This is a genomic window from Acinetobacter sp. 3657 (assembly GCF_031456775.1).
Taxonomy (GTDB): Bacteria; Pseudomonadota; Gammaproteobacteria; order Pseudomonadales; family Moraxellaceae; genus Acinetobacter.
Genome location: NZ_JAVDVH010000008.1, coordinates 97312 through 114024, shown reverse-complemented (window position 1 = coordinate 114024; position 16713 = coordinate 97312). Strand labels below are relative to the sequence as shown.

Sequence of the window (16713 nt, the reverse complement as noted above, 5' to 3'; positions counted from 1 at the left end):
ATAGTTTGCAAAAAGCCCCTTGATTTATACCAAAGGGCTTTGGTTACTCAACTATTCATCGAATATGGTCTTAAATGATGCTCTACGCATTCAGTAGCAACGACTGCACATAAGGCATAATCACCTGTGCAGTTGGTTTGGCTGAATGATCAGCGAGCATAAACACAAGCAGCGCGATCAGAAAGATACCAACAATAATGAGCATATAGACAGGTAGTTTCCGTTTACGCGCTGTATCTTCCTTACTTTCTACATGTGGTTTTGGCTTACTAAAATCATGCATCGCAGCTAGCCCTCTTGTTATTACTTATTTGACTTTCATCTTAGCAGTACGCAATGTTGCATTGTGTGAAGAAACATCGGACTATCGTTGTCTTGTTTGCAGAACTCTACTTTTTATTGTTTGACGTTTTGTTTAAAATATATGCGATTTTAGAATGCGATAAAAATAAGCTATAATATTTCTCCTCGTATCTTTAATATTCTGCTTTATGTCCTATAGCCAACAGCGCGTTTCTCTTGAATTAGATACTGATGTCACGCATCAATGCTTTTTGCACCATACACGCGACGAACATTTGATTGGAATTATTGAGTTCAATAAGCCAAGCTATATCCTAAAATGGGGGGATTTGGAATATTTTCGACGTCGAACAGAAGAACTTTCGGTAATGCCATTGCCTGATTGTATCAATGCGATGATTGTTGATATTCGCAATGTACTGCCTTTCTTAGATAATGAAGTTCCAATTTTGCCGTGGCGCTTATTGGAAGAGGATTGCCCTGTACGCTTGGTCGTCCCACAAGATCGTTTAGAGCATTATACGGGGATTTTTGAACCGACTTGGCTCTCTACAGATGTTGAGACCGCAATTCAAGAAATCCGCGAATTTATGGATATGTTTGTTCATTAACAATATATCCTCTCTCGCTCACTGCTTCCATCACTCTTGCGGAGCTACAATCGCCCTTGCGCCGCTACAATCGCCTTGCGGAGCTACAATCGCTCTTGCGCCGCTACAATCGCGGCTCATTACCAATAATTCTCTACCGCAATATTTCCCACACCACGCCGATTCATAATGAGACCACGCTGCTTTAATGCTTCTTTGGTGTCATCGACCATTTGTGGGTTACCACATAACATCACATGACTGCTGGCAGGATTGAATGACAGTCCTACAGCCTTTTCTAAGTCACCATTTGCAATCAATACTGGCAAACGATCATGTAAAGCTGCATTTGGATCGCGAGTGATAATCGGCACAAATTTAAACCCAGAATGTCCCTCACCGAACAGTTCCGCAATCTCTTGAATACGCTCGATATACGCCAACTCAGACTCAGTTCGGACACTGTAAACCAAGGTAATTTGCTGATATTTTTTCCACGTTTCAAAGTCTTGCAACATAGAAAGAAATGGCGCTAGACCTGTTCCCGTAGCCAGCAACCATAAATCTTGTGGCAATGGCTGTTGATAGCGAGCTAGTGTTAGATACCCATAAGATATTTTTTCGAGATAAAGTTCATCACCGACTTTTAGGTGCTGTAAGTTTGAGGTAAATGCCCCATCAGGTACCACAATCGAAAAGAACTCTAAGGTTTCATCATATGGCGAAGACACCACGGAATAGGCACGAATGACTAGCTCATCACCGACCATTAAACCAATCCGAGCAAACTGCCCTGCGGTAAATTTAAAGTGAGCTGGTCGAGTCATCGTGAAACTAAAAAGGTTGCTGGTCCAACGCTGTACCGATAAAACTTTTTCTACGCTAAATTTTTCAATTGACATGATTTGAACGTGGCACGAAACAGTGCGCTCATGGTAGCATGATCTGATTATTGATGAATACTCTAGGGTCTGTTAAATGTGACGAGACCCTCAACACGTTAAGGCTTTTAACATGCGCATGACATTACGCCAATTGGCAGTTTTCGTGGCGGTCGCTCAAGAGGGAACGGTAACCAAAGCCAGTGATGCTGTCCGACTCACACAAAGTGCGGCGAGCATGGCTTTAGCTGATTTAGAAGACGGTCTCGGCGCACCTTTATTTGACCGTTTAGGCAAACGATTACAACTCAATGATTTAGGAAGATTTTTACTTCCACAAGCTTTGGAAATATTAGGTCGCTGCGAATCCTTTGAACAGGCAGCAAAGGGAGAGTTACAAAGCATTGATTTACGCTTAGGCGCGACTCTGACCATCAGTGATTATTTAATGCCTGATCTCATGGCAGATTTTTTAAAGCGTCACCCACAAGCTCATCTACAACTACAAGTGGGTAATACACGCCAAATGATTGAAGCGGTTAATCAGTTTCAGCTCGATCTAGCGTTAATTGAAGGTTCTTGTCATTTACCATCACTGCAATGTATCCATTGGCGTAATGATGAATTAGCCGTGTGTTGTTCACCTGATCATCCTTTAGCTCAGTTAAATCGCCCAATCACGCAAGCAGATTTTCTTGATGTCGAATGGATTTTACGTGAAGAAGGCTCAGGCACACGCGAAGTGTTTGATAATGCCATCTTGCAAGACTTACCCGATGCCAATATTCGTTTAACCCTCGGTCACAATGAAGCGATTTTAAAAATCGTCGCAGGCGGTTTAGGGATGTCGTGTATCTCTAAGCTTGCAATTGAACCACTACTAGAAAAAGGTCAATTGGTTATTTTAGACACGCCATATTGGCAATTGACTCGCCCACTCTACATGCTGGTACATCGTCAAAAATATCAAGGACCTGGCTTAAAAGCTTTTTTACAGTTCTGCGAAAATCAGACTTGATCTAATCTTGTTATCGTCCAAATTGCCGTTCACATGGAATGCCATCACCATCTCCATCCATTTCGGTATTTGGACAATTCCTTAAAAAGAATACAGCCTCTTCATAAGATCGCATTTGAGAACAATGTCTACGTCCATCACAGCTAAATTCGCTGCTCACTGTGTTTTTTTGTGCCGATTGATGGTTTTGAGTTAGATCATTCTTATTACCCAAGGACATTAGTGCTTTCTGCGATTTTTCTGTGAACTTTACTTCTGGTAAATCCCCTATCGCTTTTCGCTGTTCCTCAATAATTCTCTTTTGCTCCTCAATAAGCTGAGCTGTTTTTATTTTTTGCGATTGTTGATAGGACTGATATTTTTTAAAGACTAACCCCGTTAATATCGAGATCACTATCAATCCCACTATCATCAGAGTTATTCCTTTCTTATTTGATTGAGAATGAGCTCGAGGCACTAACTTCTGAACTGGCTCATTTTGAACAGTTGAATTGCCTAACGCTGTAGTCTTTAAATCTAAACGAACGATATTTACAGCTTTATACTTCCCCTTATCCTCAACAATGAGAAACTTGAGCCTCTCTCCAAGTTTTGGCTCTCCAGCAGCTTGGGGGAAATCAGTAACGTGGAAGAAAATATCCGATTGATTTCCGTCTACTTCAATAAAACCAAAGCCACGTTCGGTATTATATTTTTTAATTTTTCCCTCAAGAAACATCATTAATACTCTATTTTTATAGTGACTATATTCTAATAAAAAATGAGGCTAAAAAGCCTCTTTTATCGGTATATTCAAAACGAAGTCTGAACCGATCAGCACAAAAAACTAAATCATTAGCGTCGAAAATTTGACAACAAATCTGTTGTGATCGATTCATTATGCGCCAGTATTTTAGTTTTTCTAGTTTTGGCAGGGTTTGGATCAACACGCTCAATTTTTGTGGCTTTATATTTTCCATCATTTTCAATTACCACAAATTTCACTTTTTCATTTCTTTTCGGCTCACCGTCTGTTGGATATTCTGAAATATGAAAAAACACATCTCCTTCAGCCGTTGCAATAAAACCAAACCCTTTGTCTGGATTGTATTGTTTAATTTTTCCTTGATAGAACTCTTGCTTCATTAACTTCACCCTATTCTTTAAACGCGATTAGTCACAGTATATATAAAGAAAGAGACTGTTGATCCGCCCACAAAATTTTTACGGGTGAATGCAGCCTCTTTTTATCTGTATTTCAAAAATTAATCTTTTTGAACACTACCAAAAATCTTGTCACCAGCATCGCCCAAACCAGGAACGATATAGCCTTCTGCATTTAACCCTTGGTCAATCGAAGCCGTATACATACGCACATCAGGATGCGCCGCTTCAACCTTTGCAACACCTTCAGGTGCAGCCACTAAGACCATGACACGAATATCTTTACAGCCACTTGCTTTTAAGACATCAATTGCAGCAATCAAAGAATTTCCTGTTGCAAGCATTGGATCAATGATCATGGCTAAACGATTGGCGACATCTGGCACTAACTTTTTATAATAGGTACGAACCTCTAAAGTTTCATCGTCACGCTCTAAACCCAATACACTCACTTTTGCGCTTGGGATCAGATTAAGTACGCCTTCCAGCATCCCAATACCTGCACGTAAAATCGGAACAATGGTAATTTTCTTTCCTGCGATACGTTGCGTTGAAACCGTCCCAGCCCAACCATCAATGTCATGATCAACCATTGGTAGGTCTTTAGTAGCTTCATAAGTTAATAACATCGTAACTTCTTGCGCCAATTCGCGAAAGTTCTTGGTACTAATGTCTGAACGACGCAATAAACCAAGTTTATGGCGAATAAGTGGGTGATGAATTTCTTGAATGGACACAAGCATGTACCTAAAACATATTAATCTTTGACTATTATAAAGTGTTTTTTTACTCTTCAATAAAAAAGCCCCCAATTTTGGAGGCTTTTTTGTACAAATCAGATCATTACTGCTGTTGAGATAACATAAAGTGCAATGGAGAAAGAATTTCTGCCTTCAATGCCAAGTTAATCATCGGATCTGGATAAATACCCAAGAACAACACCAACAATGCAGCACCGAGTACCATGATACCACCCACTTGTTGACCCCAATGGGCATCAGCATCAATACGTGGTACATCAGGTGGTGTCATATACATGACCACCATCACACGGAGGTAATAATACAAACCGATACCACTACCGACCACGATCATCGCTGCCAAGAACCAGTGCTGAGTTGTAACTGCGGCCATCACAACAAGGAACTTACCAATAAAGCCCGCTGTTAATGGAATACCAGCCAAAGACAACATCATCACCGTTAAAGCGGCAGTCAAAATCGGACGGCGCCAAAACAAACCACGGTAGTCTGCAAGACTTTGTGCTTCATCCACATTGTTATATGGACTAGACATCAATGCCACGACACCAAATGCACCAATTGTAGTGAGTACATAAGTAATCACATAAACCGTTACGCTACCTAGACTTGCATAAGTCATGCTGATTAAAGCAATCAACAAATAACCAAAATGCGCAATCGATGAATAACCCAAGATACGCTTCAAGTTCACTTGACGTACAGCGAGTAAGTTACCCACCACGATCGACAATACCGCAAGGATGGTTAAAACCGTAATGAGTCCTTGATGTAAAATTGCGCCAGACGTAAGGATGTAACGAACAAACAAACCGATGGTTGCAACTTTGGCGACGGTTGCCAAGAATGTTGCCATTGGTGCTGGTGCACCTGCATACACATCTGGTGTCCATTTATGGAATGGTGCAAGCGAGAGTTTGAATGCGACTGCAAAGACAATTAAAGCCAAGCCCAATAACACCATTGGCTGATCAATGACAGCAAATAATGTCTGAACAGAGTCATAGAAAGACAACGAACCTGTATAGGCATAGATATAAGCCATACCCATCAACAACATTGCAGATGCAGTTGCAGATAGGACGAGGTATTTAATCCCTGCTTCCAAAGACTGACTACGTTGGTAGGTATATGCCAACATGCCATAAATCGGAATCGACATCAGCTCAAGACTGATGAAGAATGCCGCATAGTGTGAACTTGCAACCATCAACATTGCACCCGCTACTGAAGTCAGTAACAAGATATACAGCTCTTCGCGGTTGTCTTTATAAGTCTCAATATAGGCATGAGACAAAGTACAACATGCCAATGCAGCGATCAAAATTAAGAATTGATAGAGCATGGTAAATGGATCAACCATAAACATGCCCATCACGTTTACTGGAACAAAACTTCCACTAAACACGGTGTATACAATAAAGATTGCCGCAAGGTTTAAACCCACAACCGAGGTCGTGGCAATGAGGTTATGGTGACGTTTGATCGCAATCAATAACATCACCACGATTGCGGTCAATGCCACAATCATCACAGGCACAAGCGGCATAAGCTCAGAAAAAGAAAGTGTGAAGTTCATGATTTATTGCATCTCCACATGTTCAAGTTGAGTTGCTGCCTGCTGAACAGTTTCGACAACTTCTTGTACTGGCATATAACTATTTACGATCCATTGCATACTCGAATGAGATACATCCAAGAACGTTTGTGGGTAAATACCTAACCAAACTAAACCGATCACGCAAATCATCAAAATGCTGACTTCACGTGTCGATAGATCTTTGAGTGGACTTGTATAATGTTGCTTTTGTTCAGGGTTCGGTTCACCAAACAAGGCTTTATGAATCAAAATCAAACCATAAAGACCTGCAAATACCAAACTCACTGCTGCCATGATCGTGAACGTTGGGTAGGCTTTAAATGAACCCATTAAGATCAGGAATTCACCAATAAAGTTACCTAAGCCCGGTACGCCAACAAGCGCTGCCACGAAGAACATCAAGAAGAAAGGCAAGTATTGCAATTGACCACGAAGACCGCCCATTAAGCGCAAATCACGAGTGTGTAAACGCTCATAGACTTGACCAGACATAATAAACAATGCCGCTGATGACAAACCATGTGCCAGCATCATAATCATTAAGCCTTGGAAGGTCAGAATATTACCTGCATAGATTGCAAGTAAAATAAAACCCATGTGTGAAATAGACGTATACGCAAGTAAGCGTTTCATATCTGTTTGCTGGTACGCTAAGAATGCACCGTAGAAAATACCAATCAGACCCAAAATGATTGCGATATCAGCAAATTGTGCTGATGCCGCTGGGAAGAATGGAATCACAAAACGAAGCAAACCGTAGGCTGCAGTTTTAATCAAAATACCCGCTAAGTCCACAGAACCCGCTGTTGGTGCTTGCGCATGCGCATCAGGCAACCAACCGTGTAATGGGAATACAGGAAGTTTCACCGCAAAACCAATGAAGAAACACAGCATGAATGCATAGGCAACTTCAGGTGGTAAATGGTTCGCTACAGCAAGTAAGTAGTTGTAATCGAAACCAATCATGCCCGTCATCATGTATCCATAAACCACGAGGCCTAGGATACCGATCAACATAATCAAACCAGCGATTTGAGTATATAAGAAGAACTTGGTTGCAGCATAAACACGTGAACGACCATTCGAGCCTTTATGACCCCATAACGCAATCAAGAAATAGATTGGTACAAGCATCATCTCCCAGAAGAAGAAGAACAAGAACATGTCAATCGCAAGGAAGACACCAATAACCCCACCCAAACTCCAAAGTAAGTTTAAGTGGAAGAAACCGACGTTTTTCTGAATCTCGCCCCATGAACAGCCAACTGCAAGTACACCCAGTAATGCAGTCAGTAGCACCATCAATAGAGATAAGCCATCCACCGCTAAGTGAATACTAATACCTAAAGTCTGAATCCAAGGAAGATGAAACTCCGCTGCCCAAACTGGAACTTTTGAGCCAATTTCATAAACGAATGTGCCACTTTGCCATAACGCGATACCTAAACCTAAGGTAATCAGCATACCAATCAAGGCAATCCAGCGCGGTAAATGTTGGTCGAATTTATCTACCAACCAACAAATAAAACCAGCAATGAAAGGAACTAAAATCAGTGCGGGTAAAATTAAATTGTTTTCCATTTTATTTCCCCACAACCTCAATAACGATCAAGACCATCAATAGCACCACGATACCAAGTGACATGCTTGATGCGTATTCACGTAATGAACCTGTTTGACGCGAACTTGTAAAGCTATTACCACCTTGCACAATCGCAGGAAGTACCAGCCACAAACCATCTACTGGATCGCGACCTAAAATTTTCGCAATCAATAAATAAGGTTTTACGAATACAATGTTATATAAAGCATCGAAACCAAATGCAGTACGGCAGATGTGTGCTAAACCTGAACCCAACGATGTTTGAGCAAAAGATTTGACCGCACCATAGGCAAAGACAAACAGCACAATACCAACCACTAAACCAGCAAGCGCAATACCAACCGCTTTTAATTCAACCGCATGCTGTAAATGTGCTAGCGCATCCGTCATTACAAATGCAGGGATACCCGCGGTATTTAACAGACCTTGTACCGGACCTTGCAACAAAGCACCAACGCCAGTTGAAAGTACAGCCAAAATTGCAAGCGGCGCCCAGTAAGTCGCACCTTTGATTTCGTGATATGGGGTCTTTTCTTCACCAAAGAATACAATCCAAATCAAACGGAACGTATAAATAGAGGTTAAGAATGCACCAGCAACACCGACCCAGAATAACATGCCATAGGTCTCAATACCTGTAGTGTGACCATGTGCCCAAACTTGCCATAAAATCGCATCTTTAGAGAAGAAGCCGACTGTGATGAATGGAATCGCCGCTAACGCACCGCCACCAATCGCAAAACATGCAAATAAGAATTTGTTATGCTTGAACAAGCCGCCCATCTTGAAAATGTTTTGCTCATGATGGTAGGCCAAAATAACCGCACCAGAAGACAAGAACAATAACGCTTTAAAGAATGCATGCGTCAACATGTGGAACAAACCTGCTTGGTATGCTTCAGCACCCACCGCCATAAACATATAACCGAGCTGACTCATGGTTGAGTAAGCCAAGATACGTTTGATATCGGTTTGAACCAATGCTGCAAAACCAGCCACCAGCAATGTCACCGCACCTGTAATCGAAATGAATTGCATCACTTCTGGTGCCATTTCCATCACAGAGAACATACGGCAGCACAAGTACACACCCGCTGTAACCATGGTCGCTGCGTGGATCAATGCAGATACTGGTGTAGGACCAGCCATCGCATCCGCTAACCACGTTTGGAGTGGGATTTGCGCTGACTTACCTGCTGCACCCAAGAACAACATCAATGCTGTCCAGATCGACAATGAAGAGCTTTGCGTCATAACCGCTGCTGCATTTTCAACAATGTACTGGATATTCAAAGTACCAAATTGTTGATAGAGCAAGAACAATGCAATGAGTAAAAATACATCACCCACACGCGTTACGGTAAATGCTTTGATCGCCGCCCAACCATTGGCAGGGTTTGAATAATAGAAACCAATCAGCAAGTACGAGCACAGACCTACGCCTTCCCAACCTAAGAACAATAACGCTAAGTTATCGCCCAGTACCAACAACAACATGCTGGCAACGAATAGGTTGAAGTAAGAAAAGAAGCGCGCATAGTCTTCTTCGCCACGCATATACCAAGATGCAAAAATATGGATTAGGAAACCAACCCCTGTCACCATTCCCATCATCAGTAATGAAAGACCATCAAGTTGTAGGCTAATTCCCGGCTCAAAACCAGCAACACTGAACCATGTCCACAAGTGTTGAATAAAGACAGTTTCGCCACTATTGCTAAACGCCAAACCTGCAATTAAAGCAAATAGAGCAGATAAACCAACTGACCCCACACCAATAATTGCGGCTACATTTTCAGATAGTTTGTTACGTCCTGCCGCTAAAAGGATAAAACCAATGAGCGGAAATAAAACGGTTAAATATAATGTACTCATCCGCGCATCTCACTAGCAGCATCCACATCCAAATGATGGAAGCGATGATAGAACTGAAGGACGATCGCAAGACCGATACACGCCTCTGCCGCTGCAAGGGTCAAGATCAAGATGAACATGACCTGTCCATCTGGTTGCGCCCAAACACTGCCCGCGAGAACGAATGCCAATGCAGCAGCATTCATCATCACTTCAAGGCTCATCAACATAAATAATAGGTTGCGTCGCACCATTACACCGTAAAAACCCAGTGCAAAAAGGATGGTTGCGACAATCAAACCATGTTCTAAAGGGATGTGTCCCATTATTCTTTATCCTCTTCTGCACCTGGTTCACGTTTGCCTAGATGGAATGCTGCAACTAAGGCTGCAAGCAATAACATCGCGGCAACTTCTACCAATAATAGATAATGCGTAAATAATGCTTGTCCTACTGCTTTCGGACCCACCACTTCACGCCCCATCACTGCACCCGAAGTCGTATAGTCACTACCCAGCATCCAGACTAAAAGCAAGCCCATGAGAAAACTCATCAATGCAGGAAATGCCCAAGCATCAGAGCTTAACCACTTACTCTCTTGTTCAACGGTGTCTTGACCAAGATTTAACATCATGACCACAAACACGAACAAGACCATGATCGCGCCCGCATAAACAATAATCTCAAGCGCAGCAGCAAATGGTGCGCCGACGATCAGGAAAATACCTGCAACCGCAAGAAGTGACACGATCAAACTTAAAAGTGCATGTACAGGATTCGTATTGGTCACAACACGGATAGTCGAAACAATGGCCACAAGTGCCATCAAATAAAATGGCCACATCATGGTAATAAGCTCCGTACATCGATTGGTGCACTTTCTTTTTGTGCTTGACCTTTGCCTTTACCATCAATCGCCATACCAGCAACACGGTAGAAGTTATAGTCAGGATATTTACCTGGCCCAGAAATCAATAAGTTTTCTTTCTCGTAAACCAAATCTTGACGTACATATTCACCCAATTCGAAATCTGGGGTCATCTGAATCGCAGTTGTTGGGCAAGCTTCTTCACACATACCGCAGAAGATGCAGCGAGAGAAGTTAATACGGAAAAACTCTGGATACCAACGTCCATCTTCTTTTTCCGCTTTCTGTAATGAAATACAGCCCACAGGACATGCAACCGCACAGAGGTTACATGCCACACAACGCTCTTCACCATCTGGATCACGCGTCAATACAATACGACCACGAAAGCGTGGAGGCACAATTTGTTCTGCTGGTACTTCTGGATATAAAATCGTGTCACGTTTACGCGTTACGTGGCTAAATACCATCCATAACGAACGTACAATCGATCCGAATCCAGCTAGAATTTTATACATTTTGTACTCCCTGCTGTCCTAGGCCTGATTCATCAGAATCACAGCACCAGTCACTAACAAGTTGACCAACGCCAATGGCAAACAAACTTTCCAACCAAAATTCATTACTTGGTCATAACGCGGACGCATTAACGAGCCACGAGCCAAGACAAACATCATTACAAAGAATGCTGTTTTGATAATGAACCAGAATACTGGTGGAACAAATGGAATTTCTAAGTTAAATGGTGCAAGCCATCCGCCGAAGAATAAAGTCACGATCAAAGCAGAGATCAGCACTACGTTGACATATTCAGCAACGAAGAACATCCCCCACTTCATCCCACCATATTCAACATGGTAGCCCTCTGCCAATTCTTGCTCAGCTTCAGGTTGGTCAAATGGATGACGATGCGTTACCGCAACGCCTGCAACCACAAAGATCAAGAAACCTAAGAATTGTGGAATGATGAACCACATATCACGTTGTGCTTCAACGATTTCACGGAGGTTAAATGAGCCTGCAATCGCAACCACACCCATTAACGAGATACCCAAGAACACTTCATAAGAAATGGTTTGAGCCGCAGAACGTAAACCGCCCAGTAATGAGTATTTGTTGTTCGATGCCCAACCGCCAAACAACACGGCATAAACTGCAATACCCGCCATTGCCATAAAGAACAATAGACCGATACTCATATCTGCTACGCCCAACATCGGACTTACAGGAATAACCATAAATGAAAGTACCGCAGTTGCCATCGCAACTGCTGGTGCTAAACGGAAGGTTAACTTATCTGCAAACTTTGGTGTCCAGTCTTCTTTAAACATGATCTTGAGCATGTCGGCAACGATCTGGAACATACCACCCGGACCAACACGGTTTGGACCATAACGGTCTTGCCAGAGCGCCAAAAGGCGACGTTCAATAAACGACATCAATGCCGCGACCAACACCACAACCAGCAAAATGACAATCGCTTGAATCACTGAATACGCGATTGGCCATTGATCAGCCCAAAGTGGCGTTTGACGTATAAATTCTTGATTCATGAATTACACTCCTACTGCCACAGACACAGGCTCAGCCAATGAAACGGTTGGTGCTAAACCAATTGGATAACCAATATAACCCGTTGGTAAATATTCAATCACTTGTACTGGTAAGCTAATGCTGGTTTCACCCGTCTTAACCGTAATACGTTGACCATCTTGAACATTTAAACGTGTCGCATCTTGTTCAGCCACTGCAAACATCGCTTCAGGAATACGAGATTCCATCGCAGGCGTTTTAATCGTGAACTCACCAGAACCAAAAATATGGTGCATTGGTACAAGACGGAAACTTTCAGGATTCACCACAACTGCTGTCGGTGCAACATAACTACGTGCTGGACGCTTGGCTAAACGATCGAATAATCGCACACCTGAATCACCACCTTTTAAGTGTCCACCCACTTCATCTTGGTATTTGTTCCAAGCTTGTGGTGAGTTCCACCCTGCAGCCCATGCAAATGGAACTAACGATGACGCATTCTGAGTGCCAACATAACCTTCCATCGAATAGGTCAATGCAGAATCTAGATCAGTCGGTTGTTTTGGCTCATGTACAGAGATTCCAGCTCGCATCGCAGTACGACCCGAATAACGACGTGGTTCACGCGCGATTTTCAAACCATGAACACGATAGCCAGCATCTGGTGCAACATCTTGAATCGCTTCGAGTGCTGGAACATTCTTCACGATGTCATCAATCACATCATCAAGTAGCGTCCAGTCAACCACTTTACCTCTCATGCCCGTTTCAATGGCATGTAACCAGCGCCATGATTCTTTAATCGCATAATCAGGTTTGTAGTAGCTTGGGTCATAGACTTGATAGAAACGTTGTGCACGACCTTCTTGGCTCACTACCGTACCATCACCCTCAGCAAAACTTGCTGCTGAAAGGACGATATCCGCCAATTTCAAGGTTTCAGTTTCGCTGTGGTCGAGTACGATCACTGTTTCAGCTTTATCTAACCCAGCTTTGACTTGTGCAACAGGTAAACGACGCGTTAAATCATTTTCAACAATCACAACTGCATCAAAATCTTGTGCAAAGGCTTGTTCTAAACTTAAACCACCAAACAATGCCAAGCCCATTGAGTTCACTTCAGGAACCGTCAAGGATAAACCTGCATTTCCACCCAAGTTTTGAGCAACTTGTGCTGCTGCTTCCATGATTGCAGGATCTTGCAGACTCGTACCAGAGATAATCAATGGTTTGGTCGCTGCTTTCAATGTGTCAGCAATGGTTTGCGCAAACGCTTTTGCATCATCTGCGAGACCTGTGAGTACTTCACCTTTAACCGCAGCCGCAACCGCAAAACCTAAACGCGCGATATCATTTGGTGATGCAACCACTTCACCTGTTGCCACATCCGCTAAACGCGTTTGTGTTGCAGCAAGGATGTAAATTGGAGATTTTGCATCTTGACCAATACGTTGTACAGGCTCAGCTAACCAGTCTGGTGTGCGTGTTTTAGCCGCCATTTCTTTGGCTTTATTTTTCGCAGCTTGGCGAACAGACAAAGCCATACGTGGCGCAGTTTGCGTTAAGTCTTCACCCAAGATCAACACTGCATCATAGCTTTCAATTTCACGCATGTTCGGGTTATGAATACCCTGTGTTTGCATGATTGACGCAGCCAATTCAACCAGATTTTGCTCTTTTTGCGACATTCCTGTTGAATAGTTGTCTTGTCCAACCAATTCACGAAGCGCGTAGTTTGATTCCAAGCTTGCGCGTGGAGAACCAATTCCTAACACTTTCTTGCCTTGAAGTTGGCCAATCACTTGATCAAGTGCTTGATCTACAGTCACAGTTGCAGCAGTGTCACCATTGCGGAACTGTGGTTGACGAGGACGATCTTCACGGTTGACATAGCCAGTACCGAAACGCCCTTTATCACACAGGAAGTATTGGTTCACTTCACCATTGAAGCGGTTTTCGACACGACGGATTTCGCCATAACGCTCACCCGGTGAAATGTTACAGCCAGAAGAACAGCCAAAACAGACGCTTGGTGCGTACTGCATGTCCCATTTACGGTTATAACGAGCCGAATGTGTTTTATCGGTAAATACACCCGTTGGGCAGACTTCCGTCAAGTTACCAGAGAATTCAGACTCTAAGGTTCCTGATTCTGGACGACCGAAATACACGCGTGATGCGTTGCCATATACACCGAAGTCTGTACCACCAGCATAGTCTTTGTAGTAACGCACACAACGATAGCATGCGATACAACGGTTCATCTCATGCGCAATAAACGAACCCAACTCTTGATTATGATGAGTGCGCTTGGTAAAGCGGTAGCGACGACGATCGTGCTGCGTCATCACCGTCATATCTTGTAAATGACAGTGCCCACCTTCTTCACAGACTGGACAGTCGTGTGGGTGGTTGGTCATTAAGAATTCAACGATCGATGCGCGAAACTCAGTTGCTTCTTTGTCTTCGATTGAAATATAGGTGTTGTCGGTCGCAGGTGTCATACATGACATCACTAAACGTCCACGTGTGTCCTCAGGATTTGCATACTGAGTCACCGCACATTGACGACAAGAACCAACTGAACCTAAGGATGGGTGCCAACAAAAATACGGAATATCAAGCCCGAGAGATAAACATGCTTGTAGCAAGTTCTCAGAACCATTGACTTCGTACGATTTTCCATCGACATGAATTGTAGCCATAGTCGAATTCCTTAAACTTGTTCTACGTCAAGAGCTGGAGCATGGGTTTTAACCTTCGCTTCAAACTCATGGCGGAAATATTTTAATGCGCCCATCAGTGGTTCCATCGCACCCGGTGCATGGGCACAGAAAGTCTTACCGATCCACAACTTTTTAGTCAGTTCAGATAGATGTTGAATGTCTTCCATCTTCCCTTTACCATCTTCAAGTGCTTTCAATGCCTTAACAGCCCAAGGTAGGCCATCCCGACACGGTGTACAAAAACCACAAGATTCACGCGCAAAGAATTCTTCTAAATTACGAGTCGCTGAAACCATACATTGGGTTTCATCTACCACCATCAGCAAACACGTTCCTAAACGAGAACCCGCCTTCATAATGCTTTCTGCATCCATTGGTAGATCAATGTGTTCAGCAGCTAAGAAATCTGTTGATGCACCACCCGGTAACCATGCTTTCAGGGTTAAACCATCACGCATACCACCCGCATGGTCTTCAATCACTTCACGTGCAGTGGTACCAAATGGAAGTTCCCAAAGTCCTGGGAATTTCACTTTACCTGACGCACCATAAATCTTGGTGCCTGGGTCTTTGGATTTATGCGCAGAAAGATTGATATACCATTCAGGACCGCGCAGCATAATCGCTGGCAAGTTATTGTAGGTCTCAACGTTATTTACAATCGTTGGACGACCCCATGCACCTGCTACTTGTGGAAATGGTGGTTTAGTACGTGGGTTAGCACGGCGACCTTCGAGCGAGTTAATCAATGCGGTTTCTTCACCACAGATATAACGCCCTGCGCCTGTATGCACGTGCATCTCGAAGTTCCAGCCCGTTCCTAAGATATTTTCACCCAAGTAACCTTTGGCACGGATTTGCTCTAATGCTTCATTTAAGTATTGAGCTGCTTCAACATACTCACCACGAATGAAGATATAGCCATGTGTCGCTTCTAGGGTATAACCCGCGATCAGCATCCCTTCAATCAATTGATGTGGAAGTTGTTCCATCAACAAACGGTCTTTAAAAGTACCCGGTTCCATTTCATCAGCATTACAGATCAAATAACGTGGACCACCATCATTTGGTGCCATTAATGACCATTTAATTCCTGCTGGGAAACCTGCACCACCACGACCTTTTACGGTTGCAGCTTTGACCACTTCCAATACATCTTTTGGTGGCATACTGAGTGCTTTTTTAAAGCCTGCATAACCTTCAAGCGCTTCATAATCATCAGCAGCACGAACATGCTCTTGCTTACTCAAACGCCAAGTCAATGGATGTGTTTCTGGGTTACCGTCGCCATAGATTGGTTTTGGTTCAGTATTCATACATACTTCTCCAATAACTGTTTGACTGATGACACATCCACTAAACCGTGGGTATCTTCATCAATCATTAAAGTTGGACCTTTGTCACAGTTGCCTAAACAACAAATTGGCAGCAAAGTAAAACGACCATCTGCTGTGGTTTGTCCATATTGGATTCCCAACTCGCGCTGGAACGCCTCTGCCAACGTTTCTGCACCCATCAAGAAGCAAGCAATAGAGTCACACAATAAAATCACGTGACGGCCTACAGGCTGGCGATAAATGCGGTTATAGAACGTTGCTACACCTTCCAAATCAGCCACACTCATACTCAACAATTGCGCAATCGCATTCATTTGAGCGTCATCTACCCAACCATTACGGCGTTGTACACACTTGAGCGCATCCAGTGATGCAGCACGTGGGTACGGATAGTGATCAATGTGATGTTCAATGTCATGGATTTCTTCAGCAGTCAAAATCCCTTCAACATTCACACGAGGTTTTTTATCAGTCAAAATCATCATTATCGTTT

Annotated in this window: 17 protein-coding genes; 2 read left to right on the top strand and 15 right to left on the bottom strand. The window is 43.2% G+C overall.

Features of this window, described 5'->3' with window-relative positions; all coding sequences use genetic code 11:
* Window positions 1–82 precede the first annotated feature (82 nt).
* Complete coding sequence (locus J2Y37_RS10645; protein ID WP_004669874.1) at window positions 83–283, bottom strand: hypothetical protein; 201 nt, start codon at window positions 281–283, stop codon at window positions 83–85.
* A gap of 208 nt (window positions 284–491) precedes the next feature.
* Between J2Y37_RS10645 and J2Y37_RS10640 the strand changes: the two genes are divergently transcribed.
* Complete coding sequence (locus J2Y37_RS10640) at window positions 492–914, top strand: hypothetical protein (protein ID WP_004669873.1); 423 nt, start codon at window positions 492–494, stop codon at window positions 912–914.
* A 119-nt stretch (window positions 915–1033) separates the two neighbouring features.
* Here the strand turns inward: J2Y37_RS10640 and J2Y37_RS10635 are convergent, their stop codons facing one another.
* Window positions 1034–1795: a ferredoxin--NADP reductase gene (locus J2Y37_RS10635; RefSeq protein ID WP_349032796.1), complete on the bottom strand. Its 762-nt coding sequence runs from the start codon at window positions 1793–1795 to the stop codon at window positions 1034–1036.
* Window positions 1796–1907: 112 nt separating this feature from the next.
* Here J2Y37_RS10635 and gigC point away from each other — a divergent pair, with 112 nt between their 5' ends.
* The gene (gene gigC, locus J2Y37_RS10630; RefSeq protein ID WP_005198287.1) at window positions 1908–2792 is read left to right on the top strand and encodes a LysR family transcriptional regulator GigC; all 885 of its coding nucleotides are present in this window, start codon (window positions 1908–1910) and stop codon (window positions 2790–2792) included.
* Between the two features lie 10 nt (window positions 2793–2802).
* Here gigC and J2Y37_RS10625 read toward each other — a convergent pair whose 3' ends face one another.
* The 13 genes from J2Y37_RS10625 to nuoE all read right to left on the bottom strand — a co-directional run bounded on the left by J2Y37_RS10625 (window position 2803) and on the right by nuoE (window position 16705).
* Entirely contained in the window at window positions 2803–3510 is a 708-nt protein-coding gene (locus J2Y37_RS10625; RefSeq protein WP_349032818.1) for a cold shock domain-containing protein, read from the bottom strand.
* 116 nt (window positions 3511–3626) lie between these two features.
* On the bottom strand, window positions 3627–3917 hold the full coding sequence (locus tag J2Y37_RS10620) for a cold shock domain-containing protein (RefSeq protein ID WP_004669869.1): 291 nt from the start codon (window positions 3915–3917) through the stop codon (window positions 3627–3629).
* Window positions 3918–4036: 119 nt separating this feature from the next.
* Window positions 4037–4672, bottom strand: coding sequence for a uracil phosphoribosyltransferase (gene upp, locus J2Y37_RS10615; RefSeq protein ID WP_349032795.1), 636 nt, complete (start codon window positions 4670–4672; stop codon window positions 4037–4039).
* A gap of 106 nt (window positions 4673–4778) precedes the next feature.
* Entirely contained in the window at window positions 4779–6275 is a 1497-nt protein-coding gene (nuoN, locus tag J2Y37_RS10610) for an NADH-quinone oxidoreductase subunit NuoN (RefSeq protein WP_004669867.1), read from the bottom strand.
* 3 nt (window positions 6276–6278) lie between these two features.
* Complete coding sequence (nuoM, locus tag J2Y37_RS10605) at window positions 6279–7877, bottom strand: NADH-quinone oxidoreductase subunit M (RefSeq protein ID WP_349032794.1); 1599 nt, start codon at window positions 7875–7877, stop codon at window positions 6279–6281.
* A 1-nt stretch (window position 7878) separates the two neighbouring features.
* Window positions 7879–9774, bottom strand: coding sequence for an NADH-quinone oxidoreductase subunit L (gene nuoL, locus J2Y37_RS10600; RefSeq protein ID WP_349032793.1), 1896 nt, complete (start codon window positions 9772–9774; stop codon window positions 7879–7881).
* Complete coding sequence (nuoK, locus tag J2Y37_RS10595) at window positions 9771–10079, bottom strand: NADH-quinone oxidoreductase subunit NuoK (RefSeq protein ID WP_004638057.1); 309 nt, start codon at window positions 10077–10079, stop codon at window positions 9771–9773. Before nuoK ends, nuoL begins: the two co-directional genes overlap by 4 nt.
* Window positions 10079–10600 (bottom strand): NADH-quinone oxidoreductase subunit J, encoded by a 522-nt coding sequence (gene nuoJ / locus J2Y37_RS10590; RefSeq protein ID WP_005198303.1) that lies wholly within the window; start codon window positions 10598–10600, stop codon window positions 10079–10081. Before nuoJ ends, nuoK begins: the two co-directional genes overlap by 1 nt.
* A complete protein-coding gene (gene nuoI, locus J2Y37_RS10585) occupies window positions 10597–11139 on the bottom strand; it encodes an NADH-quinone oxidoreductase subunit NuoI (protein ID WP_004669863.1) in 543 nt (180 codons plus the stop codon). The genes nuoJ and nuoI overlap by 4 nt, the downstream gene beginning before the upstream one ends.
* An 18-nt stretch (window positions 11140–11157) precedes the next feature.
* A complete protein-coding gene (nuoH, locus tag J2Y37_RS10580) occupies window positions 11158–12174 on the bottom strand; it encodes an NADH-quinone oxidoreductase subunit NuoH (protein ID WP_004669862.1) in 1017 nt (338 codons plus the stop codon).
* A 3-nt stretch (window positions 12175–12177) separates the two neighbouring features.
* Window positions 12178–14862: an NADH-quinone oxidoreductase subunit NuoG gene (nuoG, locus tag J2Y37_RS10575; RefSeq protein WP_349032792.1), complete on the bottom strand. Its 2685-nt coding sequence runs from the start codon at window positions 14860–14862 to the stop codon at window positions 12178–12180.
* Window positions 14863–14873: 11 nt separating this feature from the next.
* A complete protein-coding gene (gene nuoF / locus J2Y37_RS10570) occupies window positions 14874–16199 on the bottom strand; it encodes an NADH-quinone oxidoreductase subunit NuoF (protein WP_241322912.1) in 1326 nt (441 codons plus the stop codon).
* On the bottom strand, window positions 16196–16705 hold the full coding sequence (nuoE, locus tag J2Y37_RS10565; RefSeq protein ID WP_004669859.1) for an NADH-quinone oxidoreductase subunit NuoE: 510 nt from the start codon (window positions 16703–16705) through the stop codon (window positions 16196–16198). Before nuoE ends, nuoF begins: the two co-directional genes overlap by 4 nt.
* Between the last annotated feature and the right edge of the window lie 8 nt (window positions 16706–16713).